We start from the raw sequence: 25007 nt of genomic DNA, 5'->3' as shown, positions 1-25007 counted from the left end.
GTGGGCGCAGTTGAGCGTCACGGCCGCTCGGCGGGCAGGGCTCATAGGGCTCGCGGCTCGGCAGGTGAGGCCCCACGAGCCAGTGCCTCCGCGCCCGGGACCGGGCGGGCGTCGGGCCGAACGCGCATGTGACCGAGCAAACCTTGGACCGGGCACGCGTCGGGCCGCACAGGCGAGGCGCCGGGCGTGCGTGGGACCGCTCGGACGCGGGGCCCGGGACGCCGTGGATCACTCCAGGACGAAGGCCGCGGGTTCGCTCGTGGTGTCCCCCAGGGACGCGGTGAGCTTGTAGTAGCCCGCGCGCGCCTCTCCCTGGCCCGCCGGACAGCCCTCCGCCGTGCGCCCCCGGTTCCAGGGGAGCCTGGCGGTCTCCTTCTGCCCCGCGTTGAGGGTGATGCTCCGGTCCTCGCCCGCCGCGGCGCAGTGGCGGGAGTCGAACACGGTGTCCGCTCCCGACACCACAGTGAAGGTCATGCTCCTGCTCCCCGCGTTGACCCTGCAGGGGTGATCCCCGGTGTTCTCGAGGGTCATGGCGAGAACCGGCTGCTCCTTGGCCGGGTAGGACTCCCTGTCCGTGGACGCGGTCACGGAGAGATCGGCCCCGCACTCCGGGGCGGCGGAGCTGCTCGCGCTGGGCGCGGGCGAGCCGGAGGAGGAGGCGGATCCGGAGGGGTCCGGGCGCGGGGTGAAGTCACCGAACTTCTCCTGCGGTCCGGCCTCCGCGGTGGGCGAGACCGCCGGTTCCTGGGCGGCCTGCGGCGCGGCGTCGTCAGCGCTTCCGGAACCGGTGACCGCGCGCACCCCGGCCGCCACACCCCACACGAGCAGGAGGACCAGGACCACGAGCACCGCGAGCGCCACCAGGCGGCGTCGCCGGTAGACGTGGTCCGGGAGCCGGGTCTCCGGGTCCCGGTCAGCGGGGGACGTGCGCGGATCGTGGTGCTCGGAGCCGTGGGAAGCCATGGGCTCCAGGCTACCGTGGACGGTGATGAACCCGAACGCCGAAACCCCCGCTCCGAGATCCCTGCCGCGCCTGCACCGGGCGGTGGTGGAGTGGTACGGGCGCGAGGCGCGGGACCTGCCGTGGCGCGCCCCGGACCGCACCCCGTGGGGCGTTCTGGTCAGTGAGATCATGCTGCAGCAGACGCCCGTGGTGCGGGTGCTGCCGGTGTGGACCCGGTGGCTCCAGCGGTGGCCCGAGCCCACGGACCTCGCGGCGGCGAGTCCCGCGGATGTCGTGCGGGCCTGGGACCGGCTGGGCTATCCCCGCCGCGCGCTGCGGCTGCACGCGGCGGCCCAGCGCATCCGGGACATCCACGGCGGACGTGTGCCCGAGGACCACGCCGAGCTGCTCGCCCTGCCCGGGATCGGCGCCTACACCGCGGCCGCCGTGGCGGTCTTCGCGTTCGGGCAGCGCCACACCGTGGTGGACACCAACATCCGCAGGGCGCACGCGCGGCTGTTCACCGGCCACGCCCTGCCCGCGCGCTCCCTGACCGCGGCGGAGAACCGGCTGGCAGAGGCCGTGATGCCCGAGGACGTGGCCGGGTCCGTGGCGTGGAACCAGGCGGTCATGGAGCTCGGTGCGCTCGTGTGCACCGCCCGGGCACCCCGGTGCGGGCAGTGTCCCGTGCGGGACGAGTGCGCGTGGGTGGCCGCCGGCAGCCCGCCCGCGGCGGAGAAGCCCCGCGGCCAGTCGTGGCAGGGCACCGACCGCCAGGTGCGCGGCGCCGTGATGGCCGTGCTGCGGGCCGCCCAGGACCCCGTGCCCAGGCCCCTGCTCCTCACGGACCTCGCCGGCTCCGAGCAGCTCGCGGCCGGGCACAGTGCGCCCCCGGACGTGGTGGTGGAACGGCTCGGTGCGCTGTGGCGGCTGGATGCGCCCACGGAGCAACGAGAACGGGCCCTGGCCGGGCTGCTGGCCGACGGTCTGGCGGCAGAGGAGCCGGCGGGGATCAGGCTCCCGGGCTGAGGGACCGGATCATCCGCGTGTTGCCCAGCGTGTTGGGCTTCACGCGCGCGAGGTCCAGGAACTCCGCCACGCCCTCGTCGTGGGAGCGCAGCAGCTCGCCGAACACCTCGGCGGGGATCGTCTCCTGGTTGGCCATGACCTCGAAGCCGTGAGCCGCGAAGAAGCCCACCTCGAACGTGAGGCAGAAGACGCGGCTGACCCCCAGCCGTTCGGCGCGGGCCATCAGCTCGCGTAGCATCCGCGTTCCCACACCGTGACCGCGTGCCGCCGGGGACGTGGCCAGGGTGCGCACCTCCGCCAGGTCCTCCCACATCACGTGCAGCGCCCCGCAGCCCACCAGGGTGCCGGACTCGTCCTCCGCGACCACGAACTCCTGGATGCTCTCGTAGTACGTGACGGTGTCCTTGGTGATCAGGATGCGCTCGGCCGCCATGGGAGCCACGAGCTCCTTGATGCCGTGCACGTCGGACGTCCTCGCGGGACGGATGCGTATCTCAGCCATGGTTCCGACTGTACGCGGGGCCACGGTGCCCGCCGCCCCGTGCGCCCGCAGGCCGTCCCGGAATGCGCGACCGGGCGGCGTCGTCCACCGTGGTGGTGGACGACGCCGCCCGCTCGTCGTGACCGCGCCCCGCGCCTCGGCAGGGCGTCAGCGCCGCGGGATCAGGCCTGCGCCTGGGCCGCCCCGCCGCCGGTGTCCCCGCCGGTGTGCGGTGCCCGCGGGACGTCCTTGCCGGACTGGCTGTCGTCGCGGTCCGAGAGGGTCGGGGTGTTCTCGATCTCCTGGATCTCCTCGTCGGACAGCTCGGACATGGGCGTGGAGGCGAACGTGAACGTGGCGGCGTCGCCCTCGCCCTCGACGCCCACCGTGATCTTCTCGCCCGAGGCGATCTCCCCGAACAGGATCCGCTCGGAGAGCTGGTCCTCGATCTCGCGCTGCATGGTGCGCCGCAGCGGACGGGCGCCCATGGCGGGGTCGTAGCCCTTGCTCGCCACGAGCTTCTTCGCCTCGTCCGTGAGCGTGATGGACATGTCCTGCTCGCGCAGCCGCTGCTGCAGCCGGGCCACGAACAGGTCCACGATCTGGACGATCTCGGACTCGCTCAGCTGCGGGAACACGATGATCTCGTCCACGCGGTTCAGGAACTCGGGGCGGAAGTGCTCCTTGAGCTCCTCCTGCACCTTGGCCTGCATCCGGTCGTAGGACGTGGCGGCGTCACCGCTGGCCTGGAAGCCCACGGGAACGGTGCGGGAGATGTCCCGGGTGCCCAGGTTCGTGGTCATGATGATCACGGTGTTCTTGAAGTCCACCACGCGGCCCTGCGAGTCGGTGAGACGACCGTCCTCGAGGATCTGCAGCAGGGAGTTGAAGAGGTCCTGGTGGGCCTTCTCCACCTCGTCGAAGAGCACCACGGAGAACGGCTTGCGGCGGACCTTCTCGGTCAGCTGGCCACCCTCCTCGTAGCCCACGTAGCCCGGAGGGGCACCGAAGAGCCGCGAGACGGTGTGCTTCTCCTGGTACTCGGACATGTCCAGCGTGATGAGGGCGTCCTCGTCACCGAACAGGAACTCGGCGAGCGCCTTGGCCAGCTCGGTCTTGCCCACACCGGTGGGCCCGGCGAAGATGAACGAGCCCCCGGGACGACGCGGGTCCTTCAGACCCGCACGCGTGCGCCGGATGGAGCGGGACAGGGCCTTGATGGCCTCGTTCTGCCCGATGACGCGCTTGTGCAGCTCGTCCTCCATGTGCAGCAGGCGGCCGGACTCCTCCTCGGACAGCTTGTACACGGGCACGCCCGTGGACGCCGAGAGGACGTCGGAGATGACCTCGGGGGTGACCTCGGAGATCTGGTCGTCGCCCTCGCGCCAGGCCGTGTCCTTCTCGTCCCTCTCCGCGATGAGCTTCTGCTCGGTGTCGCGCAGGGAGGCAGCCTTCTCGTAGTCCTGGTCCTCGATCGCGGCTTCCTTGGCGCTCTTGGTCTCCGCGATGCGCTCGTCCAGGGCCTTGATCTCGGGCGGGGCCGTCATGCGCTTGATGCGCAGCCGGGCACCGGCCTCGTCGATCAGGTCGATGGCCTTGTCCGGGAGGAACCGGTCCGAGACGTAGCGAGCGGACATGCTGACCGCGGACTCCAGGGCCTCGTCCGAGATGGACACCCGGTGGTGCGCCTCGTACTTGTCCCGCAGCCCCTTGAGGATCTCCACGGCGTGGGCCTCGGAGGGCTCGTCCACCTGGATGGGCTGGAAGCGGCGCTCCAGCGCGGCGTCCTTCTCGATGTGCTTGCGGTACTCGTCCAGCGTGGTGGCACCGATGGTCTGCAGCTCACCGCGGGCCAGCATGGGCTTGAGGATCGAGGCGGCGTCGATCGCGCCCTCGGCGGCACCCGCGCCCACCAGGGTGTGGATCTCGTCGATGAACAGGATGATGTCCCCGCGCGTGCGGATCTCCTTGAGCACCTTCTTCAGGCGCTCCTCGAAGTCACCGCGGTAGCGGGAACCGGCCACCAGGGAGCCGAGGTCCAGCGTGTAGAGCTGCTTGTCCTTGAGGGTCTCGGGCACGTCTCCGCGCACGATGGCCTGGGCGAGCCCCTCGACCACCGCGGTCTTGCCCACGCCCGGCTCGCCGATCAGCACGGGGTTGTTCTTGGTGCGGCGCGAGAGGACCTGCATGACGCGCTCCATCTCGCGGTAGCGCCCGATGACGGGGTCCAGCTTGGACTCGCGCGCCGCGGCCGTGAGGTTGCGGCCGAACTGGTCCAGCACGGCGGAGCCCGCAGGGGTGCCCTCCGCACGGCCACCGCCGCCCACACCGGCGGCCTCCTTCTCGCCACCGGAGCTGCCGGACTGGTAGCCGGAGATCAGCTCCAGGACCGTGGCCCGCACCTTGGCGGGCTCCGCCCCGAGCTTGACCAGCACCTGGGAGGCCACGCCCTCGCCGGCGCGGATGATGCCGAGCAGGATGTGCTCGGTGCCGATGTAGTTGTGCCCCAGCTGCAGCGCCTCGCGCAGCGAGTGCTCCAGCACCTTCTTGGCGCGGGGCGTGAACGGGATGTGGCCCGAGGGGGCCTGCTGCCCCGGGCCGATGATGTCCTGGACCTGCTCCCGCGCGGCGCTCAGGGTGATCCCCATGGAGTCGAGGGCCTTGGCGGCAACGCCCTCCCCCTCGTGGATCAGGCCGAGCAGCAGGTGCTCGGTCCCGATGTAGTTGTGGTTGAGCATCCTGGCCTCTTCCTGGGCCAGCACGACCACCCGGCGGGCACGGTCGGTGAAGCGTTCGAACATGGATACTCCTTCATTGATCTCTGCCCACGATGCTAGGCACCCGATTCGCCGCCATGGGCACTGTTCGCCACTGGCGCACGGTGTGCGGCTCTCAGCGATATCCGCGTTTTCCGGTGCGGCGGGGCCGCGATTACCGTTCCCATCCGGGGCCGGGAACAGCAGCGGCCGGAACGCGCCATCTCTGGCGCATTCCGGCCGGTGCGGCAGGATCTGCGGTATTCCCGGGCGGCCCGGGTGTCACACCGCGCGCCGCGCGGTGCTTCCACCGGGCGACGTGCGGGAGACCTCAGCCGTTGTGGGCGGCGTAGTACTTGTCCTGGATGTCCTGGTGGATGCGGCCGCGGTCCGAGACCTGCAGGCCCTGCTCCTTGGCCCAGGCGCGGATCTTGGGGGTCTCGGGGTTGCCGGAGCGGCTCGGGCGCGTGGTGGTCCCCGAGCTGCGGGCCCCCTTCGCGGAGGACGTGGCCCGGCGGCCCGCCGCCACGTAGGGGCGCAGCGCGTCACGCAGCTTGGTGGCGTTCTCGGAGCTGAGGTCGATCTCGTACTGGCCGCCGTCGAGGCCGAAACGCACGGTCTCGTTGGCCTCGCCACCGTCGATGTCGTCTTCCAGGATGATTTTCACGGTCTGAGCCATGGTCAGCTCCTCCAAACGCCCCGCGGGCTGTCTCGTCGAATTGTGCGCACTTGCACGTCAATGGTGTGAGGTGAAACACAGGATCTCGTCCCGGCTGCCGGACCGTGTATTCCCGCAAATGCCGCTGGGATCAACGCGGGGGTGAATACCCGGTTCGCGCGGGGAGAGAGATCTATTGCTGAATCACTGCGTCCATCATTGCACGGCATTGCAGGAATGTCATCACGGGCTATTTCCCGCGATTGTGGTCCTCGGATGAATCACGAATGGGAATGCTGCCCCGCAGTCCCAGGCCGCGCTGCGCGCGGGGGTTTTCCTCCGTGCTGCCGAAGGGGGTGTTCTCCCCCTCACGCTCCTGCACCGCGCGGTACCACTGCTCGGCATCCTCCTGGGCGTCCTTCTGGGCACCGCGTTCCGCCCTGTCGCCGCGCAGCAACCACCGCATGATCAGGTAGAACACCACCCCCACACCGAGAGAGGGGGCGAAGACTGCCAGGTATTCCATGGTGGTGATGATCCTCTCCGGGACTGGACGGTTCCTGGGCGCGGGAATGCCCGCGCGGGGCTCACTCGGGTTTCATGAGCGGGAAGAGAATGGTTTCCCGGATCCCCAGATCTGTGAACAGCATGATGAGCCGGTCCAGGCCCAGACCCAGGCCACCCATGGGGGGAGCGCCGTGCTCCAGTGCGCGCAGGAAGTCCTCGTCCAGCTGCATGGCCTCGTCGTCACCGGCCGCCGCGAGCCGGGACTGCTCCACGAGTCGTTCCCGCTGCACCACGGGGTCCACGAGCTCGGAGAAGGCTGTGCCGCGCTCCATGCCGCCGATGATGAGGTCCCACGCCTCGATCAGTCCCGGCTGGCTGCGGTGCGGACGCGCGAGGGGCTGGGCGGCCGGCGGGTAGTCGTACACGAACGTGGGCTGGAGCAGGGTGGGCTCCACGATCTCCTCGAAGAGCTCCATGACGAGCTTCTGCGCATCCCACGCGGGGTTCACGGCGATCCCGCGTTCCGCCGCGAGCTCCCGCAGCTCCGCGACAGGGGTCTCGGGCGTGACGGTGCGCCCCACGGCCTCGGACAGGCCCGGGTACACGGGCACCCAGGCCCACTCGCCGAACAGCTCGATGCGGCCCTGCGGGGTGTCGATGCCCTCCACACCGAGCACGCGGGCGCACTCCTGGATGATCTCCCTGATCCGCTCCGCCATCGTGAACTGGTCCCCGTAGGCCTCGTACGCCTCCAGGGTGGTGAACTCGGGGCTGTGGGAGGAGTCCACGCCCTCGTTGCGGAAGACCCGGCCGATCTCGAAGACCTTGTCGATCCCGCCCACCACGGCGCGCTTGAGGTAGAGCTCCGTGGCGATCCGCAGGGTCATGTCCTGGTCGAACGCGTTGAGGTGGGTCTCGAACGGCCGTGCCGCCGCGCCGCCGTGCACCAGCTGGAGCATGGGAGTCTCGATCTCCACGTAGCCCTGCTCCTCCATGACGCGGCGCACGGTGCGCGTGATCAGGGAGCGGGTGAGGACGACGTCGCGCGCCTCCTGGCGCACGATCAGGTCCAGGTAGCGCTGGCGCACCCGGGTCTCCTCGTTGAGCTCCTTGTGCATGGTGGGCAGCGGCCGCAGCGCCTTGGAGGCCAGGGTCCAGGAGTCCGCCATGACGGAGAGCTCCCCGCGGCGGGAGCTGATGACGCGGCCCGTGATGGCCACGAAGTCCCCGAGGTCCACCACGGACTTCCACTGCGCGAGCGCCTCGTCCCCCACATTGGCCTTGGAGAGCATGGCCTGCAGCCGGGTGCCGTCCCCCTCCTGCACGGTGGCGAAGCACAGCTTGCCCGTGTTGCGCACGTGCACCACGCGCCCCGCCACGGTGACCACGTGGTCGGTCTCCTCACCGGGCTCCAGGTGGCCGAACTCCTCGCGCACGCTGGCGAGGGTGGTGGTGCGGTGGACGTCCACCGGGTACGGCTCCATGCCGGAGTCCGCGGCGGCCTGGCGTTTGGCGGCGCGCACGGCCATCTGGTCGTTGAGTTCGCGCGCGCTCAGCTCCGGATCGGTGCTGGCGGGCTCGGCGGGAACGGTGGTCTCAGGCTGCTCGGTCACAGTGGACCAGGATACCGTCCGCGCTCAGATCCGCATGTTGTCGATCAGCCGGGTGGGCCCCACCCACGCGGCCACGAGCGCGAGCGTCCCGGGAGCGGGCTCCACGAGCGCGAGGTTCGCGGGGTCCACGGTCACCAGGTAGTCCAGGCGCACGTCGGGCTCGGCGGCCACGCGGCGTCGGGCCTGCTCCAGCGTGAGCTCCCCGGCGGCGAGGGCGCTGAGCGTGCGGTGCAGCACCAGCGCGTGCCCGGCCTGCTCCGGGGAGAGGTACTGGTTGCGCGAGGACAGCGCGAGGCCCTCCGGGGAGCGGACGATGGGCACGGGGCGGATCTCCACCCGGTGGTCGAGATCACGCACCATGCGCTGCATGAGCAGCAGCTGCTGGGCGTCCTTCTCCCCGAAGTAGGCGCGGAACGGGACGCCGGGGCCCGGGGCCATGATGGTGAAGAGCTTGCTGACCACCGTCAGTGCGCCGTCGAAGTGCCCGGGCCGGGTGGCGCCCTCCAGGATCGATCCCGCGGCTCCGGAGGTCACCGACACCACGGGCGTGCCGTCCGGGTACATCTCCCGCACGTCCGGGGCGAACACGAGGTCCACGCCCTCCCGGGCCAGCAGCGCCACGTCCTGCTCCAGCTGCCGGGGATAGCTCTCGTAGTCCTCCCCCGGGCCGAACTGCAGCGGGTTCACGAACACCGAGACGACCGCGAGGTCGTTCTCCGCCCGCGTGCGCCGCGCGATCTCCAGGTGCCCGCGGTGCAGCGCACCCATGGTGGGCAACAGGCCCAGGCTCTCGGCACCGCCCGCCACCCGCTGCGCGATCGCCTCGCGCAGTCCTGCCACGGTGGTGCACACCACGGGTTCGCCCACGGTCACTCCTCGTCCTCGAGCGCGGCCAGCACCGCGCGGTACGTCGTGGCATCCAGTCTGCCCGAGGTCACCGCGCGGGCCGCCGTCTGCCGCCCCAGCGCCCGGTACCCGGCCAGCAGCTGCGCTCCCGGGCTGGCCCCCGCTGCGGAACGCACCTCCGACGGCGCGTGGGCCGCGTCGGCGGCAGGCGCCCGGGCGCCGTCCTCGTCGCGGGCCGCGTCGACCGCGTGCGCTCCCGGGGCGACGCCGCCCTGACCGGAGAGCTCGCGCAGCGCTGCGACGTGGGCGGCCACGGTGGAGATGTCCCCGCGGGCCACCGGCCCGGTGAGCGCGGACTCCCCCGAGGCCAGGGCGTTGTCCACCGTGGCGCGCACGAGGGGGCCCAGCACGCGGTCGGGGTGCTCCACACCGATCTCCCCGAGGATCTGCATGGCCTCGCCGAGCACCGTCATCACGTGGTTGGAGCCGTGGGCGAGAGCGGCGTGGTACAGCGGGCGGTCGGCCTCCGCAACCACGACGGGCTCGGCCCCCATCTCCACCACGAGCGCCTGGGCAATGGGGAGCACGGGGGCCGCGGCGGTCACCCCGAAGCTGCAGTCCACGAGCCGCTGCAGGTCCATGCTCAGCCCGGTGAAGGTCATGGCGGGGTGCACGGCCAGCCCGATGGCGCCGGCGGAGCGAACGGGTTCCAGGACGTCCGTGCCGAAACGGCCCGCGGTGTGCACCACCAGCTGGCCGGGCTGCCACGCACCGGTGGCCGCGAGACCGGCCGCGAGTCCCGGGAGCTGGTCGTCCGGGACCGCGAGCAGCACGAGCTCGCTGCGCTCCACAATGGTCTCCACGTCCAGCACCGGGACGTCCGGCAGCAGGGCCGCGGCCCGCTCGTGGCTCTGCGCCGACGACGCGTGGACCCCCACCACGGCGTGGCCCGCCGCCCGCAACGCGGCCCCCAGGACCGCACCCACCTTTCCGGCGCTGATGACTCCCACGCCGAGACGGCCGGGACGGTGACTGGGTGAGGACACGCGAAGACTCCTTGCAGGGGAACGGCCGGGCGCGCCCGCACCGCAGACGGGATGGTGGTCTGCGCGGCGGGAGCACGTGCGGCCACGGCACGCACAGGCTAGCGCACGGTGTCGGGTGCCGGGGCCGCCGTGCTCCAGGGCCGCTCGGGCGCGCGGGCGCCGACCCGGGCCCTGGCCGCGCGGGCGAGCTGCGTGTGCCGCTCCAGCAGGGCACGGGCGTCCGCGACATCCAGGTGGGCCACCGCCGTGGTCACGGAGCCAGGGGTCACGTGCACCGAGAGGTCGCTGAGCCCGAACCGACGCTCCAAAGGCCCCTGGGACAGTGCTGCGGACTGGGTCTTGTGATGCGGGACCACGCTCGCGTGGCGGGCGAGTCGTCCGCGCCGAAGGACGAGAACCGCCTCGTCCATCGCGAAACCGGTGCGCCGCCAGGTGAGCGGGTCCAGCCAGCGCGCCCGCCGCGGACTCGTGGTGAAGTTCTCGCTGCCCCCGATTCCGCGGAGCCCCTCGGTCACAAGATCCGTGGGGGTCTGCTCCAGCGGCAGCACCAGCTCCAGCACGTCGCGGACCTGCTCCCACGTGCCCACGGGCAGCACCACGGAGCCGAGCGTCTCCGTCCCACCGGCCCCTCCCTTGCCCGCCGTGGTGACCGTGACCCGGTGGCCGCCGAAGAACCGCCACAGCAACGGCGCGGTGACCTCCAGTGCCTGCACCCGGCCGGTGGGGATGGTGGAGGAGCGTTCGTTGAACAGCCCCGACCGGGTCCGCACGCCCTCGGGGACCTCGCTCAGGGTGAATCCCCAGCTGCGTTCGAGCCGGGAGTACAGCCCGGAGACCACGCCCAGCAGGGGCGGGACGGCCGTGGGCAGCACCACGACCAGCGCCTCGGGGAACCACACGGACAGACCCGCCGTGAGCAGTGCGAGCAGCAGCAGCACCACGGCGGGCGGGGAGCACACGAGCGCGAGCAGCACGCGGGCGGTGGGGACCGTGAACACCCGCCGCAGCTCGTCCCGTTCGCTGAGGATCCCGTACTTCTGCGCCACCCGGACGTCCACGCCCTCGCGGGAGCGCCCGGACCGGGTGCCGGGGGCCGGGTCTGCACCGGCGCTGCCCGCCTCGGCGTCCGGAACGGCCGCGGGCGACGTCGCCCGGGCCGTCTCCTGCCGCTCGGCGGCACGGTGGGCGGCCACGAGGAGCTGGCTCCGCAGCTCCCGCGCGTGGTCACGTCCCAGGTAGGAGAGCTCGAGCACGCTGGAGCCGCCGTCGGCCACGTCGAACTTCAGGGAGGACAGCCCCAGGACGCGGGGCAGGAACCGGCGTTCCACGTCGATGCCCTGCACCCGGTCCAGGCGCGCCTGCCGCTGGGTGCGGAAGAGCCAGCCACTGCGAAACCGCACGTGCTCGCCCGTGATCTGATAGCGGGTGAACCACCAGGACAGCAGGCCCAAACCGATCAGCACCCCCAGCACACCGCACAGCACCGCGAGCCCGAGACCGGCGCCGACCACGCGGACCGCACCGCCCACGTCCACCTGGATCGGCTCGTGCTTGACGAAGGACGAGACGACGTCGTCCACGAACGTGTTGGCGAAGCCCCACACCAGCGCCACGAGCAGCAGCCAGCTGCGCACGAAGGGAGTGAGGAGGTGGACCCGGTGCCACTCGCCGTCCACCTCCCCGCCCGGGGCCGCGGCGTCGCGGGACTGGGGTGCTCCGGGCGCGACGGCTGGACCCGGGCCGTCCGAGGGCGCTCGGTGTGGCGAGGGGGAACCGCCCGGCGGGGGCGCTGGGGCGGATGCCGCAGCCGGGGGTGACGGGGTGCCGGGGTCCGCGGTTCCGCCCCCGGACCTCTCCCAGGGGGCTGCGGGCAGCTCCGGACGGGTCTCCTCCCCGCCCGTCACAGCCCCACCATGTGCTCTTCCCCGCGCTCCGTGAGCTGCTCGCGCAGTCGGTCCGCCTCCTCCCGGGGCAGCCCGGGAAGCACGGCGTCAGTGCTCGCGGAGGCAGTGTGGAGCGTGACCGAGGCGAGCCCGAACGCGTTGAGCACCGGCCCGGTCTTGATGTCCACGTACTGCATGCGGCCGTAGGGCACCACGGTCACCGTGCGGAAGAACAACCCCTTGCGCAGCCACAGCTCCGTGGGCGCCTCCGCATAGCCGATGGCTCGCACGCGGCGCGGCACCAGGAAGAGGTTGACCCCGCCCCACACGAGCACCACGCCGGCGGGCAGCCACAGCCACCACGGTGCGCTCCCCTCCCACGTGCCCAGCAGGTGCAGCACGAGCGGCACGGAGACGACCACCGCCCACACGAGCGTGGTGATCACGGCGCCGATCAGGCGGACCCGCAGGTACTTGGGCGACACGTGCCGCCACTGCAGGCCCGGCGGGCTGAGCTCAGTGGTCGCGGGCATATCCTCCCTCTCCGGCGGCGTACGGATCCTGCCGTCCACCGTAAGGGGTCTCCTCCTCCGCGTCCGGGTCATCCGGAGGGAGCCTGCAGAATTTCTCCACGATCCACCCGAGCACCGCCAGCAGGATGCCCGCGACCACGTGCACCACGCACAGCCACAACGGCTCCTGGGTGGAGCGCACGCCGAGCAGCGCGATCTGCTCCACCCCGATCCCGGCGTGCCACCCGGCGCACAGGGCACCGTAGAACGCCACGGCCTGCGCCGCCGCCGCGGTGCCCACGGCCCACACCGGGTCGTACGGCGCGCGCCGGGCGGGATCACGACGCCGCCCGCTCCCCTTGTGCGGGTCCCGGTAGGCGCGCACGCGCAGGCCCAGGTAGCCCAGCACGAGTGCCGCGCCGAGCTCCGCAACCAGGCTGAGCCACGGCAGGATCAGCAGGCTCTGGACGGTGCCGCCCGCCACGCGGTCGAGGCTCCACCCCACGGCCCCGGCCACCGCGGCGGCCGCCGCGAGGGACGGCAGGTTCAGGTAGCGCACGGCGGCTCCTCCTCCGGTCTCAGGGTGTGGTGGGTGACGGTCAGGTCCGCGAGGTCCGGTGCCGCGCGGGCCAGCTCGGCCACGGAGGCGCCGGCCAGCTCTGCCGCGGGGTCCATCAGGGCCCACGGCTGCAGCACGAAGGCCCGCTCGTGCGCCCGGGGGTGCGGCAGCACGAGCCGCGGGTCCGTGCTGCACACCCCCTCGAAGCTCACGACGTCCAGGTCCAGGGTGCGGGGTCCCCAGCGGACCTCCCGGGTGCGGCCGTGCCGGTTCTCGATCTCCTGGCACACGGAGAGCACCTGCTCCGGGGTGAGCTCCGTGCGCAGCTCCGCCACGGCGTTGAGGTAGTCCGGGGAGTCCCCCGGACCGCCCACGGCCCGGGTGGCCACCACGGGCGACACCGCGCTCACGGTGGTTCCGGGCGATCCTGCCAGGTCCCGGACGGCCGCGCGCAGGGTGGCCACCCGGTCCCCGAGGTTCGCGCCCAGGGCCACGATGCACCGGGCCGTCACCGTGCGCCTCCATCCGGGAGGCCGGCGCGCGTGCGGCAGATGCTCACCGCCACGTCGGAGAACGTGACGTCGATGGGCGCCTTGGGCTTGTGCACGGTCACGTCCAGTGCGACGATGGCCGGAAAACTCGCGAGGAGGGCGCGGGCGATCTCCTCCGCGAGCGCCTCGATCAGCTGGAAGCGGGTGCCGATGATGATCTCCCGCACCATCTCCGCCACCTCGCCGTAGTGCACGGTGAGGGTGAGGTCGTCCGTGGCGGCGGCGGGGCGCAGGTCCACGTGCAGCACGAGGTCCACGAAGAACGGCTGGCCGCTGCGCCGCTCCTTCTCGAACACCCCGTGGTACCCCACGGCGCCCAGGCCGGTGAGGGTGATGCGGTCGAGGGGCGGCTGGTGAGGGCTGTCCATGCTGGTGCTCCGTTCAGTCGTGGTCGCGGGGGCGCAGCACCGGCGGGTCGATGCCGAGCCACGCGTGGGCGGTGGCCACCGCGTCGCACGTGCCGCGGACGTCGTGCACGCGCACGGCCCACGCTCCCCCGAACGCGGCCAGCGCGCTGATCGCGGCGGTGGCGCCGTCCCGCTCCGTGACCGGCCGGGGTGCGCCGTCCGCCGCGAGCAGTGCGCCGAGGAAACGCTTGCGGGAGGCCGCCACGAGCACCCTGTTCCCCAGCCCACGGAAGCGGGGCAGGGCGCGCAGCAGCTCCCAGTCCTGCCCGCCGGCCTTGGCGAACCCCAGCCCGGGGTCCACGACGAGCCGCTCCGGGCGCACGCCGGCCGCGTACAGCCGCTCGCGGACCGCGCACAGCTCGGCGAGCACGTCCGCAACGGTGTCCTCGTAGTGCGTGAGGGTGGTCATGGTCTGGGGCGTGCCGCGGGAGTGCATGAGCACGTACGGGATGCCGCTCGCGCCCGCGAACCCGACCATCTCCGGGCTCACGTTCGTGCCGGAGACGTCGTTGACGATGTGCGCCCCCGCCGCCACGGCCGCCTCCGCGGTCCCGGCGTTGAACGTGTCCGCGCTGACGACGACGCCCCTGCGGCTCAGCTCCCGGATCACGGGCAGCACACGGCGCCGCTCCTCGCGCGGGTCCACCCGCTGCGAGTGCGGTCGTGTGGACTCCCCGCCCACGTCCACAATGTCGGCGCCCTGCTCCGCGAGGCGCAGCCCGTGGGCGATGGCCGCTTCCTCGGAGTCGTGGACCCCGCCGTCGCTGAAGGAGTCGGGGGTCACGTTGAGCACACCCATCACGAGCGTGCGGTGCTGCGGCAGGGCGTCGAAGGACCCCCATCCGAGACGGTCGCCGTGCGGTGGGGCCGGCGCGTCCGGACGGGACCCGGCGGCGTCGTGCGGGGCGCTCACGGTCAGTGACCCGACGCGATCAGGTTCATGGCCTCCGCGCGGGTGGCGGGGTTGCGCAGCTGGCCCCGCACCGCGGACGTGACCGTCTTAGCCCCGGGCTTGCGGACCCCGCGCATGGACATGCACAGGTGCTCGCACTCGACCACCACGATGGCCCCGGCCGGGTGCAGGTGCTCCACGATGGCCTCGACCACCTGGGTGGTGAGCCGCTCCTGGACCTGCGGGCGCCTGGCGTAGAGGTCCACGAGCCGCGCGAGCTTCGACAGCCCCGTGACCTTGCCCTCCGGACCCGGGATGTAGCCCACGTGCGCCACGCCGTGGAACGGCATCAGGTGGTGCTCGCACGTGGAGTAGAACGGGACGTCACGCACCAGCACCATCTCCGAGTGGCCGATGTCGAAGGAGGTGGCGAGCAGCTCCGCGGGGTCCTCGTGCAGGCCCGCGAAGACCTCGGCGTAGGAGCGGGCCACACGGGCAGGGGTGTCCCGCAGCCCATTGCGGTCCGGGTCCTCGCCCACGGCCAGCAGGATCTCCCGCACGGCCGCGGCAATGCGCGGCTGGTCGATGGCCGGGGACACGCCCTCACCGGAGTGCTCGGCGAAGGACCCGGAGACGGGTTCCGGGGTCTCGTGCAGGGGCGGGGGCGCCATTCAGCGGTTCTCCCGCCGCACACCGCCCGGTTCCTGGCCGGTGTCCCCACCAGCGGAGCTGCCGGGTCCGGACTGCCCCTCACCACCGGGCCGGGGGTCCTGGTGCTCGGGGACCTCGAGCGGGTGCTCGGGCTTGGCGGCCACGGCCTGGTCCTGCGGGGCCATGGTGCCGGGGTCCTGCAGGTTCTTGCGGCGGGCCTCCTCGCGCTCGGCGGAGGTCACGACGGGCGGGACGCCCGAGATCTCGCGCTCCTCGCCGGACTGCCACACCGGGCGCAGCTCCCGCTGGCGGACGTCGTGGAAGATCTCCCGGATCTGGGCCTCGTTGAGGGTCTCCTTCTCCAGCAGCTCGAGCGCGAGCCGGTCCAGGACGTCGCGGTTCTCCAGCAGGATCTGGTGGGCCTCGTCGTGCGCCTGCTCGAGCAGCACGCGCACCTCGTCGTCCACGACGGCCAGGGTGCGGTCCGAGTACTCCTTGGAGCCGGAACCCATCTCGCGGCCCACGAACGGGTCCGAGTTGTCTCCGCCGATCTTCACGGAGCCGATCCTGGAGCTCATCCCGTACTGGGTCACCATCTTGCGCGCGGTGTCCGTGGCCTTCTGGATGTCGTTGGAGGCACCCGTGGAGGGGTCGTGGAACACGATCTCCTCCGCCGCGCGCCCACCCATGGCGTAGGCCATCTGGTCCAGCAGCTCGTTGCGGGTGGTGGAGTACTTGTCGTCCGAGGGCATCACCATGGTGTAGCCCAGCGCCCGCCCGCGCGGCAGGATGGTGATCTTCGTGACCGGGTCCGTGTTCCGCAGGGCCGCGGCCACCAGGGCGTGGCCGCCCTCGTGGTAGGCGGTGACCTTGCGCTCGAGCTCCTTCATCACGCGGGAGCGCTTCTGGGGCCCGGCGATCACGCGGTCGATGGCCTCGTCCACGGCGCGGTCGTCGATCAGCTGCGCGTGGGAGCGGGCGGTGAGCAGGGCGGCCTCGTTCATCACGTTGGCCAGCTCCGCGCCGGTGAACCCGGGGGTGCGCTTGGCCACGGCCGCGAGGTCCACGTTGTCCGCGAGGGGCTTGTTCTTGGAGTGCACGCGCAGGATCTGCTCGCGGCCCTTCATGTCCGGGGCGTCCACGCCGATCTGCCGGTCGAAACGCCCCGGGCGCAGCAGCGCGGGGTCCAGCACGTCCGGGCGGTTGGTCGCGGCGATCAGGATCACGTTGGTGTTGGCGTCGAAGCCGTCCATTTCCACGAGCAGCTGGTTCAGGGTCTGCTCGCGCTCGTCGTTGCCGCCGCCCATGCCGGCACCGCGCTGGCGGCCCACGGCGTCGATCTCGTCCACGAAGATGATGGCAGGGGCGTTCTCCTTGGCCTGCTGGAAGAGGTCCCGCACGCGGGAGGCGCCCACGCCCACGAACATCTCCACGAAGTCGGAGCCGGAGATCGAGTAGAACGGGACGCCCGCCTCGCCCGCCACGGCCTTGGCGAGCAGGGTCTTGCCGGTGCCGGGAGGGCCGTAGAGCAGCACCCCCTTGGGCACCTTCGCGCCCACGGCGGTGAAGCGGTCGTGCTCCACGAGGAACTGCTTGATCTCGTCCAGCTCCTGCACGGCCTCGTCCGCGCCGGCCACGTCCGCGAAGAGGACCTCGGAGTTCTCCTTGTTGAACATCTTGGCCTTGGAACGGCCGAACTTCATGGCCTGCCCGCCCGTCTGCATGCGGGAGAAGATGAACCAGAACAGGCCCATGATGATCAGGAACGGCAGCAGGAACCGCACGAGGGAGAGGAACCAGTTGTTCTCCACGGGCTGGTCCGTGAAGCCCTCCAGGGTCGCCTTGTCCATGGCGTGCACCACGTCCTCGGCGCGCGGCTTGACGTAGTAGAACTCCACGTCCTTGCCGAGGTTCTGGTCACCCTGGTGGTAGTCGTCCTTGAGGGAGAGCTCCACCTTCTGCTCGCCGTCGTAGATCTTGGCTTCCTTGGCCTTGCCGTCCTGCAACAGGTCCAGGCCCACGTTGGTGTCCACGCGGGACGTGGTGGGGCTGAAGAGGCTGGCACCCACGGGCACCAGGACCACGACGGCCAGAAGGATCCAGAAGTAGGGGCCCTTGAAGAAGCTGGTGGGTTTTTTTGCCGTGGCCAAGCCGTTGATCCTCCCGTGGACGTGACACGCGCCGTGACGGTGGGCCTGCCTGCGGACCGGACCCCGAGGGATCCCGGACCCGGATGCGGCGACCGTGGCGCGTACGGCACAATCTATCGTTTCGTTTGACGCCGTGGCGTCCCGTGCGCAGCCCGTTCTTTCTCAGCGCACACGAAGTCGTCACGGTACATGCGGCGGCCCTGCGTTGACTGTGAGAACGGGGGGGGCGCCGCCTCCGGGTCACTCGTAGACGTGAGGGGCGAGCGTGGCGATGCAGTCCAGGTTGCGGTACTGCTCCGCGAAGTCCAGGCCGTAGCCCACCACGAACTCGTTGGGGATGTCCCAGCCCACGTAGCGGACGTCGATGCTGGTCTTCATGGCCTCCGGCTTGCGCAGCAGGGCGCAGATCTCCACGGAGCTCGTGCCGCGGGACTCGAGGTTCGTGCGCAGCCAGGACAGGGTGAGCCCCGAGTCGATCACGTCCTCCACGATCAGCACGTCCTTGCCGTGCAGGTCCGTGTCCAGGTCCTTGAGGATCCGCACCACACCGGAGGACTTGGTGCCGGAGCCGTAGGAGGAGACCGCCATCCAGTCCATGGGGTACTGCCCGTCGAGCTGGCGCATCAGGTCCGCCATGATCGGCACCGCACCCTTGAGCACCCCCACGAGCAGGACGTCGCGGCCCTGGTAGTCGTGGTCGATCCGCTGCGCGAGTTCGCTGACCTTCTCCGCGATCTGTTCCTTGGTGAACAGGATGCTGCTCAGGTCGTCTTTGACGTGTTCGGCCTTCACTGGGCGCTCCCGGGGTTGTTCTGGCTGGTCGTACTCTCGTGCGGCGTGCTCCCACCCCGCAGCTCCAGGCACCCCCGCGCGTGGGCCGCGTCCGAGCGGTGCCGCCACGCTGTCACCTTACCCGCCATCTGCACGGGGCCCGCGGCGCCGTAGCCCAGGGCGAAGTCCTCGAGCGCTCCGAGCCGTTCGAACGTGGGGGTCTCGCCACCCGCGGCCACGCACGCCCTCGCGAGCACACGACGCCGCAGCGCCGCCGGGGTCTCCCGCAGCAGGCGGCAGTCCAGCACCACGGAGGTCCGCGACGCCGCTCCAGCCCCCGCGTGCCCAGGGGCCGTCGTCCGCTCGCTGCCCGCTGCGTGCCCGTCCTCCGGTGCGGGGAGCGGGGACGCCGAGGGAGCGGCAACCGGGGCAGGAGGGGTGACCAGGGCGGCGTCGTACGCGGCCTCGGCCTGCTCGTCCAGGTAGTCGGCGTCCGCCCCGAGCACCGCTGCGGTGCGCGCGAGCGCACGGCCCACCCCGGGCCCGAGCTGCGCCTCCAGGAACGGGAGCACCTCGTGCCGAATGCGGGTACGGGTCAGTGCGGTGTCCGCATTGGTGGGGTCGTGCCACGGCTCGAGCCCTTCGGCCGCGCAGACCGTCTCGGTCTCCGCCCGGGTGATGTTGAGCAGGGGGCGCAGGTAGCGCACCCCGTCCCGGACGAGACTGCCGGGCATCCCGGACAGCGAGCGGGTGCCCGAGCCCCGGGTGAGCCCCAGCAGCACGGTCTCGGCCTGGTCGTCACGGGTGTGGCCCAGCAGGACGGCGGCGGCCCCGGTGCGTTCGGCGGCACCGCGGAACGCACCGTAACGGGCGAGCCGCGCGGCCATCTCGGGACCCGCGCCCCCGCGGTGCACGCTCACGCGTTCCACGAGCACGGGGTCCAGGCCCGTCTCGCGCAGGGTGCGGGCCGCTCGCGCGGCGACCTCGGCGGACCCGGGCTGCAGCTGGTGGTCCACCACCACCGCGCCCACGCGCACCTCGCCCCGCCGCTGCAGGTGCACCGTGGCCGCGGCCAGCGCGAGCGAGTCCGCGCCGCCGCTGCAGCCGACCAGCACCAGGGGCGGCCGCGAGGGACCGCCCCCCGCGGCGTCGGCGAGCAGGGGCCTGACCGCGCGGGCCACGGCGCGCCGTGCGCGTGCGACGGCCGGGTGCAGCCGACCGCTGCGTCCGTGCTGCACGCGCTCAGCCCTGGGACGAGCCGGAGCGGCGGGCGCTCTCCTCGGCCATGGCCAGCACCTTGGACAGCACCGGGGTGTTCTCCCCCAGCATCACGAGCGCCCGCTCCAGCTCCCCCGCGGGAACCACGGAGGCGAGGGCGGAGACGGCGTCCGTGTCCGTGGTGATGCCCGAACGGATCTGGGACGTGGAGAGCACCGGCTGGGACGCCTCCACGCGGGAGAGCACCGCTTCCCGGTCCGAGGACCCCACGCTGTCCTCGAGCATGACCAGGCGTTCATACACCGCCGGGTTGCCGATCTTGATGCGTCTGCCGCTGATGAGTTGGGAGAGCATCGGCGCGGACAGGCCCAGGACCTGGGCCAGCCTGCGCTGCGTGATGCCGTAAGCCCCCACCACGGCGCCAAAACGCTCTGACAACGGCTGACCGTACAGCCGGATCTGCTGATTGATGTTTTCAGAGCTCACGGGGGTCATCTTGGCACACGGACCATGGGGATTCCCCTGCGCTCCCGGATGGGTCAGCCGAGGACGCGGCGCACCCAGGCCTGCGGATCGTGGATCTCCGCCTCCGTGGGAAGGGTCTGCGGCGAGGTCCACACCGTGTTGAACGCCTCCATCCCCACGCGCTGCACCACGTGCTCCACGAACTTCTGCCCGTTGCTGTACTGGCGCATCTTCGCGTCCATGCCCATGAGGGAGCGGATGAGCCGGTCCAGGGCGCCGTGCGTGGAGGAGCGGGCGTCGAAGCGGCGGCGGATGGTCTTCACGGAGGGCACGATGCTCGCGTCCACGGCGTCCATCACGGCATTGGCATGGCCCTCCAGCAGGGACATCACGGCCGTCACGTGGGACACGGTCTCCCGCTCGGACTCCGTGAGCAGGTGGGTCAGCGGCCCGAGCCCGGTGTCCGGGTGCGAGCCCCTGGACCGCCCCGCGAGGGAGGAACCCACGGCCCGCAGCCGCTGCCACGCCGTGGCGTCCAGCGAGCCCAGCTGCGTGATCTGGCCCAGCATGTGGTCCCGCAGCCACGGGGCCGCCGCGAATTGCACGCGGTGGGTCTGCTCGTGCAGGCACACCCACAGCCGGAAGTCCTCGGGTGCCACGTTCAGCTCCCGCTCCGTCCACAGCACGTTGGGGGCCACGAACATGAGCCGCCCACCGGGGTGGCTCCGCGCGGCCTGTTCCGAGACGAGTCCCGCGTAGGGGTCGTACTGGCCCAGCACCTTGGAGGAGAGGAACCCCACCAGGGCACCCATTTCCGCAGCGGTGGCCGTGGGCGCGATCCCGCGCTGCGCGGCGCCGAACTTGGCGGGGTCCTTGGCCTGCAACCGGTCGAACACGGGCTGCATCAGCACGGAGAACGTCTGGGTGTTGGCCTTGGCCCACCCGGCGCGGTCCACCACCAGGATGGTGGAGTCCCGCAGGTTCTCGGCGGCGTCCAGACCCGTGATGGTGTGGACGTGGTGCACGGACTCGTGCGCGAAGTACCGCAGGGACTCCACGGCGCGGGACATCTCACGGGGCGCAGGTGTGGGACCGGGAGGCGTCACCTTCGCGGCGATCTGCGCGGCGGCGTCCCAGTCCACGAGCGAACGGTGCGTCAGTTCTCGGCTCATGCGCTCACTCAACCACACGGCTCCGACCCGCGGAGGCGCGCCGGCTGGCAACTCCCCCCACCGCCGCGACGGATCTCAGGCGGACCGGGCCAGCTCCGCCACGGTGCGGTCCACCCGGTCCTTGGCCTCGTCCGCGTGGCCGCTCACGCCGTTGAGGACGATCGAGTAGACCAGCACGCGCCCGTCCGCACGCTGCACGTAGCCGGTCAGGGCCACGACGTCCAGCAGCGTGCCCGTCTTGGCGCGCGCGATCCCGCGGGCAGGGTCCTCCGGCGGGTCGTCGAACCGCTCGGAGAGGGTTCCGGCGCCCCCGGCCACGGGCAGCCCGCGCCCGTAGGGACCGCAGCGGGGTTCGGAGATCAGGGAGTTGACGGTCTCGGCCAGGGTGGTGGCGGTGACACGGTCCGCCGCGGCCATCCCGCTCGCGTCCAGGACGCGCAGCCCGGTGGTGTCGATCCCGTGCTCCCGCAGGGTGGCCGGGAGCAGCTCCCGCACACCGTCCACACCGGCCTCCCGCCCCGAGCGGGATGCCGCGACGCGGGCCAGGGTCTCCGCGAGCGAGTTGTCCGAGTGCGCCAGCATGTAGGCGCTCTGCTCGTGCACGGGCGCGGACTCCACCCGGGCGAGTTCGGTGGCGTCCTCCGGGGCCCGGGAGGTGGCCCGCACGGTGACCTCCGTCCCGCCGAGCTCCTCCCCCAGCCGGTGCGCGAACTCCGCAACGGCCGCCCCGGCGGGGTCCCCCGGGCGGTCCCCGCGACCACCGGGATCACCGCCGTCCCCGGTGGGCACCCGGTGCGAGTACAGCGCAATGGGCGCCACCCGCGTGATCTCCCCGCTCTCGAGGTCCTCCGGGTCCCACGCGGGGTTGGTGTCCGGGCCGGTGAACAAGCTCGTGTCCACGGCCACGCTCACGGGGCCCGACGCCGCGTCCGGCGAGCGCTCGCGCAGGGCCCGGGCGGTGCGCTGCGCCAGGGTGCCCAGTCCGGCGCGGCCGTTCACCTGCTCGGGGTTCCCCTCTCCCGGGGCGAGCAGGGTGTCCCCGCCCGCGACGAGCGTGAGCTCCCCCGGCGCCTCCCCCACGACCACCCGGGTGGCCAGGCGCTCGTACGGGCCCACGTGCTCCGCGAGGCTGAGCGCGGTGAGCAGCTTCTGGTTGCTGGCCGGGACCACGGGGCGGGTCTGCGCCTCACCCGCGAGCACCCGGTCCGCGCCCGCCTCGGTGACGACCGCCGCCGTGGTGCCCGGGGCGCCGTCGAGCCCGGAGCGCAGGGCGCGCTCCACCGCGTCCGTGGACACGGGCGCGGACGGCGACGCCGGGACCGCCGCGGTGCTGCCGGTGGCCGCCGGGGAGGCAGCCGCCTCGGTGCGGGCACCGGCCAGGGCCGGGCGGATCTCCGCCAGCACCCCGGGCGCGACGAGGGCCGCGGCGATGCCGAGGACCACCGCCAGCACCGCGCACACCAGCGACCAGCCCGAGCGGCGGGGCGGGGAGGGCGAGGTCTGCGGCATGGTCCCATCCTCCTGAACCCGCCCGACACGCACAACGGCCGGTATCGTGGTCTCGTCCGTCCGCGCGCACCGAGGTGTGCGCCCGGGCGCCGGGTGGACGCACAGCCCGGTTCACACCACCACGACCCAAGGAGTTTCACCATGGAGCTGGACGTCACCATCGAGATCCCGCGCGGCTCACGCGTGAAGTACGAGATCGACCACGAGACCGGTCGGATCCGGCTGGACCGCGTGCTCTTCACCTCCATGCAGTACCCCACCCACTACGGCTACTTCGAGGACACCCTGGGCGAGGACGGCGATCCGCTGGACGCCATGGTCATCATGGACGTGGACATCATGCCCGGCGTGATCGTGGAGGCCCGCCCCATCGCCGTGTTCAACATGACGGACGAGGCCGGCGGGGACGCCAAGGTGCTGTGCGTCTCCACCGACAAGCGCTACGACGACATCCAGGGCCTGGAGGACGTCAACGAGTTCCTGCAGAAGGAGATCCAGCACTTCTTCGAGCGCTACAAGGACCTGGAGCCCAACAAGTGGGTCAAGGGCGAGGGCTGGGAGGGCAAGGAGACCGCCGAGCGCCTGATCGTCGAGGCGCAGGAACGCTTCCAGCAGTCGCAGTACGACAACGCCGCGGAGGCCGAGCAGGACGACTGAGTCCGCCCCGCGCCTCTCCGACCCCGCCAGCGGCACCCCCGCCGGGCCGCGAGGAGCGCGACGCGACCTCCACGCTCCACCACGGGGTTCCCGCAGCCGGTGCACCAACCGGCGACGGGAACCCCGTTCCCGTGGCTGCTGCTTATGCCTGTCGGCGGGCCGTGGTGGGATGCTTGCAGAGCGGGCGCCGCACCACGCCGCAGCCGCCCGGGGTGTTCGCACCACCGGGCGGTTGCGCCCGCGCGGTCGTCCCGCTGCTCGTCCGTTCCCTCCCGGAGGTGGTTCCCGTGTTCGACCCGCAGCACGATGCCGCCGACCGCGTGTACGTCTTCCACGGCACCGGGTGCACCCAGGTGCTCGGCCCGGCAGAGTTCATGGACCGGGTGCGCACCCTGCTCTCCGCCGCAGGAGTGGTTCCCGCCTCCGCTCCCCCTGGGCACCCGGACATCGCCTCACGTCCCTTCACCGCAGAATCGGCCCAGCACCCCGGGGACGGGCGCCCGCTGCCGTGGCCCCGGGAGCGCAGCTCCGTGGCCGAGGTCTCCGTGGAACTCGGTGCGGACGCGTTCTGGGAGCGGGTCGAGGCCGGCAGCTGGGCCACGTGGCAGAGCAGCTGGCCCGAGCCCACCCACGGACCGCTGTTCCCGCCGAGCCCCCCGGACTGGCTCGCGGAGGCGCCCCGCTGGGAACTGGACCCGCTGGCCCCGGCCCTGGGCCCGGCGGCGTCGGGCGGGTGGGTCCGCAGCCCCGCTCAGGCCTGGGACGAGCCCGGACCCGCCGTGCCCGCGGCACAGGCCAACCGGTCGGGCGGTGCACCGCACCACGGGATCGGGCTGTTCCAGCTGACCGACCTGGAGTCCTTCTGGGTGTTCGCCCCGGAGGAGGACGTCCCGGACGTCGTGGCCCGCTGCGAGGCCCTGGCACGGGAGCACCCCGCGTTCTCGTGGCTCACGGGCTACTTCGACGCGCGGGACGTTGCCGGCTCCCTGCGGCTGCCCGCCGAGTGCCTGCCCCTGCTGGAGGCGGACCTCACGGCCGCCGGTCACCCGGTGGACACCTGGTGGTGAGTGGCGGCCGACTCCTCAGTCCCAGAACGGCTCCGTGGACTCGCACAGCCGCAGCAGGGTGGCCGCCGCGGGGCGGGCCCGCCACTCCTCGTGCCACAGGGAACGGACCACGGCCTTGGACACCGCCTGGGGGGTGATCCCGAGCTGCTGCGCCGCGGCCTTCTGCTGCCCGCGGGCGCCCGGGACCATGAGGTCCACCACGCGCCACTCGGCCTCGCTGCGCTCGCTCACGATCTGGCCCACCAGGGTGAGCACCGCCTCGGCCTGCTCGGCGGCCACCGGATCCGCCGCGCTGACCCGCACGGACACCCGGCCCGCGCCGCGGACGTACTGGGCGGCGTCGTGGCCGAAACCCATGCCCGGGCCCTCGGCCGTGACGGCCACACGGCCGTCCTCCTGGTCCACGCGGGTGAGGAACACGTCCCCCACCCCGATGCCCACGGCGTAGCGGTTCCCCCGCAGCGCGACCATGGTGGCGTCCACCGCGGCGTCTGCGTCCTCGGTGAGCCCGCGCACCAGGCCCGGCCCCGTGGGCTGGAACGGTGCCCGCGCGGGGAGCCCGCTCAGCAGCCGACACACCTCGCGGTCCACGGCGGGATCCGGGCGGGGTGCGTCCGCCACGCGCTGGGTCAGGGTCAGGACGAACACGGTCCCAGTATCGCAG

General features: G+C 72.3%; 25 protein-coding genes. 3 read left to right on the top strand and 22 right to left on the bottom strand.

Going from position 1 to position 25007, the window contains the following annotated elements:
- Positions 1-228: 228 nt before the first annotated feature.
- Positions 229-963, bottom strand: a complete 735-nt coding sequence (locus EAE32_RS10815) for a hypothetical protein (protein ID WP_121865160.1) — start codon at positions 961-963, stop codon at positions 229-231.
- A gap of 25 nt (positions 964-988) precedes the next feature.
- On the opposite strand from EAE32_RS10815, the gene EAE32_RS10810 reads away from it, so the two are divergent.
- Positions 989-1972 (top strand): HhH-GPD family protein, encoded by a 984-nt coding sequence (locus tag EAE32_RS10810; RefSeq protein ID WP_243635693.1) that lies wholly within the window; start codon positions 989-991, stop codon positions 1970-1972.
- Here EAE32_RS10810 and EAE32_RS10805 read toward each other — a convergent pair.
- The 20 genes from EAE32_RS10805 to dacB form a co-directional block, all read right to left on the bottom strand.
- Positions 1956-2474, bottom strand: coding sequence for an amino-acid N-acetyltransferase (locus tag EAE32_RS10805; protein ID WP_121865158.1), 519 nt, complete (start codon positions 2472-2474; stop codon positions 1956-1958). The genes EAE32_RS10810 and EAE32_RS10805 overlap by 17 nt on opposite strands.
- Positions 2475-2635: 161 nt before the next feature.
- Positions 2636-5254, bottom strand: a complete 2619-nt coding sequence (locus EAE32_RS10800) for an ATP-dependent Clp protease ATP-binding subunit (protein WP_121865157.1) — start codon at positions 5252-5254, stop codon at positions 2636-2638.
- 286 nt (positions 5255-5540) lie between these two features.
- Positions 5541-5888: a histone-like nucleoid-structuring protein Lsr2 gene (locus EAE32_RS10795; RefSeq protein ID WP_121845261.1), complete on the bottom strand. Its 348-nt coding sequence runs from the start codon at positions 5886-5888 to the stop codon at positions 5541-5543.
- A 229-nt stretch (positions 5889-6117) separates the two neighbouring features.
- Entirely contained in the window at positions 6118-6393 is a 276-nt protein-coding gene (locus tag EAE32_RS10790; protein WP_240625008.1) for a hypothetical protein, read from the bottom strand.
- A gap of 61 nt (positions 6394-6454) precedes the next feature.
- On the bottom strand, positions 6455-7987 hold the full coding sequence (gene lysS / locus EAE32_RS10785) for a lysine--tRNA ligase (protein ID WP_121865156.1): 1533 nt from the start codon (positions 7985-7987) through the stop codon (positions 6455-6457).
- 24 nt (positions 7988-8011) lie between these two features.
- A complete protein-coding gene (panC, locus tag EAE32_RS10780) occupies positions 8012-8854 on the bottom strand; it encodes a pantoate--beta-alanine ligase (RefSeq protein ID WP_121865215.1) in 843 nt (280 codons plus the stop codon).
- Between the two features lie 2 nt (positions 8855-8856).
- Entirely contained in the window at positions 8857-9879 is a 1023-nt protein-coding gene (locus EAE32_RS10775) for a Rossmann-like and DUF2520 domain-containing protein (RefSeq protein ID WP_121865155.1), read from the bottom strand.
- Positions 9880-9977: 98 nt separating this feature from the next.
- A complete protein-coding gene (locus tag EAE32_RS10770; RefSeq protein ID WP_243635692.1) occupies positions 9978-11513 on the bottom strand; it encodes a PH domain-containing protein in 1536 nt (511 codons plus the stop codon).
- Positions 11514-11779: 266 nt separating this feature from the next.
- On the bottom strand, positions 11780-12295 hold the full coding sequence (locus tag EAE32_RS10765; RefSeq protein WP_121845265.1) for a PH domain-containing protein: 516 nt from the start codon (positions 12293-12295) through the stop codon (positions 11780-11782).
- Complete coding sequence (locus tag EAE32_RS10760; protein ID WP_121845266.1) at positions 12279-12833, bottom strand: DUF3180 domain-containing protein; 555 nt, start codon at positions 12831-12833, stop codon at positions 12279-12281. Before EAE32_RS10760 ends, EAE32_RS10765 begins: the two co-directional genes overlap by 17 nt.
- Entirely contained in the window at positions 12821-13345 is a 525-nt protein-coding gene (gene folK / locus EAE32_RS10755; RefSeq protein ID WP_121845267.1) for a 2-amino-4-hydroxy-6-hydroxymethyldihydropteridine diphosphokinase, read from the bottom strand. Before folK ends, EAE32_RS10760 begins: the two co-directional genes overlap by 13 nt.
- The gene (gene folB, locus EAE32_RS10750) at positions 13342-13752 is read right to left on the bottom strand and encodes a dihydroneopterin aldolase (protein WP_121845268.1); all 411 of its coding nucleotides are present in this window, start codon (positions 13750-13752) and stop codon (positions 13342-13344) included. Before folB ends, folK begins: the two co-directional genes overlap by 4 nt.
- A 13-nt stretch (positions 13753-13765) precedes the next feature.
- Positions 13766-14704 carry a dihydropteroate synthase gene (gene folP / locus EAE32_RS10745; RefSeq protein ID WP_243635691.1) on the bottom strand — a complete coding sequence of 313 codons (939 nt, stop codon included), beginning with the start codon at positions 14702-14704 and terminating at the stop codon, positions 13766-13768.
- A gap of 2 nt (positions 14705-14706) precedes the next feature.
- Positions 14707-15354, bottom strand: a complete 648-nt coding sequence (gene folE / locus EAE32_RS10740; protein ID WP_243635690.1) for a GTP cyclohydrolase I FolE — start codon at positions 15352-15354, stop codon at positions 14707-14709.
- Positions 15355-17484 carry an ATP-dependent zinc metalloprotease FtsH gene (gene ftsH / locus EAE32_RS10735; protein WP_121845269.1) on the bottom strand — a complete coding sequence of 710 codons (2130 nt, stop codon included), beginning with the start codon at positions 17482-17484 and terminating at the stop codon, positions 15355-15357.
- Positions 17485-17724: 240 nt separating this feature from the next.
- Positions 17725-18276: a hypoxanthine phosphoribosyltransferase gene (hpt, locus tag EAE32_RS10730; protein ID WP_121865153.1), complete on the bottom strand. Its 552-nt coding sequence runs from the start codon at positions 18274-18276 to the stop codon at positions 17725-17727.
- The gene (tilS, locus tag EAE32_RS10725) at positions 18273-19493 is read right to left on the bottom strand and encodes a tRNA lysidine(34) synthetase TilS (protein WP_121865152.1); all 1221 of its coding nucleotides are present in this window, start codon (positions 19491-19493) and stop codon (positions 18273-18275) included. Before tilS ends, hpt begins: the two co-directional genes overlap by 4 nt.
- 4 nt (positions 19494-19497) lie before the next feature.
- On the bottom strand, positions 19498-19959 hold the full coding sequence (locus EAE32_RS10720; protein ID WP_121865212.1) for a DNA-binding protein: 462 nt from the start codon (positions 19957-19959) through the stop codon (positions 19498-19500).
- 53 nt (positions 19960-20012) lie between these two features.
- The gene (locus EAE32_RS10715) at positions 20013-21110 is read right to left on the bottom strand and encodes a zinc-dependent metalloprotease (RefSeq protein WP_121865151.1); all 1098 of its coding nucleotides are present in this window, start codon (positions 21108-21110) and stop codon (positions 20013-20015) included.
- Positions 21111-21185: 75 nt separating this feature from the next.
- Complete coding sequence (dacB, locus tag EAE32_RS10710; RefSeq protein WP_121865150.1) at positions 21186-22619, bottom strand: D-alanyl-D-alanine carboxypeptidase/D-alanyl-D-alanine endopeptidase; 1434 nt, start codon at positions 22617-22619, stop codon at positions 21186-21188.
- Positions 22620-22760: 141 nt separating this feature from the next.
- Between dacB and EAE32_RS10705 the strand changes: the two genes are divergently transcribed.
- Both EAE32_RS10705 and EAE32_RS10700 read left to right on the top strand, forming a co-directional pair.
- Entirely contained in the window at positions 22761-23276 is a 516-nt protein-coding gene (locus tag EAE32_RS10705; protein ID WP_121845274.1) for an inorganic diphosphatase, read from the top strand.
- Between the two features lie 287 nt (positions 23277-23563).
- Positions 23564-24343, top strand: coding sequence for a hypothetical protein (locus EAE32_RS10700; protein WP_240625013.1), 780 nt, complete (start codon positions 23564-23566; stop codon positions 24341-24343).
- A 15-nt stretch (positions 24344-24358) separates the two neighbouring features.
- Here EAE32_RS10700 and EAE32_RS10695 read toward each other — a convergent pair whose 3' ends face one another.
- Positions 24359-24991: a hypothetical protein gene (locus tag EAE32_RS10695; protein WP_121865149.1), complete on the bottom strand. Its 633-nt coding sequence runs from the start codon at positions 24989-24991 to the stop codon at positions 24359-24361.
- Positions 24992-25007: the final 16 nt, after the last annotated feature.

The sequence above is a fragment of the Kocuria tytonicola genome, assembly GCF_003687175.1.
In the GTDB taxonomy this organism is placed as follows: Bacteria; Actinomycetota; Actinomycetes; order Actinomycetales; family Micrococcaceae; genus Kocuria; species Kocuria tytonicola.
The sequence above is the reverse complement of the archived record's forward strand: the minus strand, read 5'-3'. Positions and strand labels throughout refer to the sequence as shown.

Excerpts from the sequence above, each read along its gene's own strand:
- EAE32_RS10815 (WP_121865160.1), bottom strand. The coding sequence starts at position 963 with ATGGCTTCCCACGGCTCCGAGCACCACGATCCGCGCACGTCCCCCGCT.
- EAE32_RS10810 (WP_243635693.1), top strand. The coding sequence starts at position 989 with ATGAACCCGAACGCCGAAACCCCCGCTCCGAGATCCCTGCCGCGCCTG.
- EAE32_RS10805 (WP_121865158.1), bottom strand. The coding sequence starts at position 2,474 with ATGGCTGAGATACGCATCCGTCCCGCGAGGACGTCCGACGTGCACGGC.
- EAE32_RS10800 (WP_121865157.1), bottom strand. The coding sequence starts at position 5,254 with ATGTTCGAACGCTTCACCGACCGTGCCCGCCGGGTGGTCGTGCTGGCC.
- EAE32_RS10795 (WP_121845261.1), bottom strand. The coding sequence starts at position 5,888 with ATGGCTCAGACCGTGAAAATCATCCTGGAAGACGACATCGACGGTGGC.
- EAE32_RS10790 (WP_240625008.1), bottom strand. The coding sequence starts at position 6,393 with ATGGAATACCTGGCAGTCTTCGCCCCCTCTCTCGGTGTGGGGGTGGTG.
- EAE32_RS10765 (WP_121845265.1), bottom strand. The coding sequence starts at position 12,295 with ATGCCCGCGACCACTGAGCTCAGCCCGCCGGGCCTGCAGTGGCGGCAC.
- folB (WP_121845268.1), bottom strand. The coding sequence starts at position 13,752 with ATGGACAGCCCTCACCAGCCGCCCCTCGACCGCATCACCCTCACCGGC.
- folE (WP_243635690.1), bottom strand. The coding sequence starts at position 15,354 with ATGGCGCCCCCGCCCCTGCACGAGACCCCGGAACCCGTCTCCGGGTCC.
- EAE32_RS10715 (WP_121865151.1), bottom strand. The coding sequence starts at position 21,110 with ATGAGCCGAGAACTGACGCACCGTTCGCTCGTGGACTGGGACGCCGCC.
- dacB (WP_121865150.1), bottom strand. The coding sequence starts at position 22,619 with ATGCCGCAGACCTCGCCCTCCCCGCCCCGCCGCTCGGGCTGGTCGCTG.
- EAE32_RS10705 (WP_121845274.1), top strand. The coding sequence starts at position 22,761 with ATGGAGCTGGACGTCACCATCGAGATCCCGCGCGGCTCACGCGTGAAG.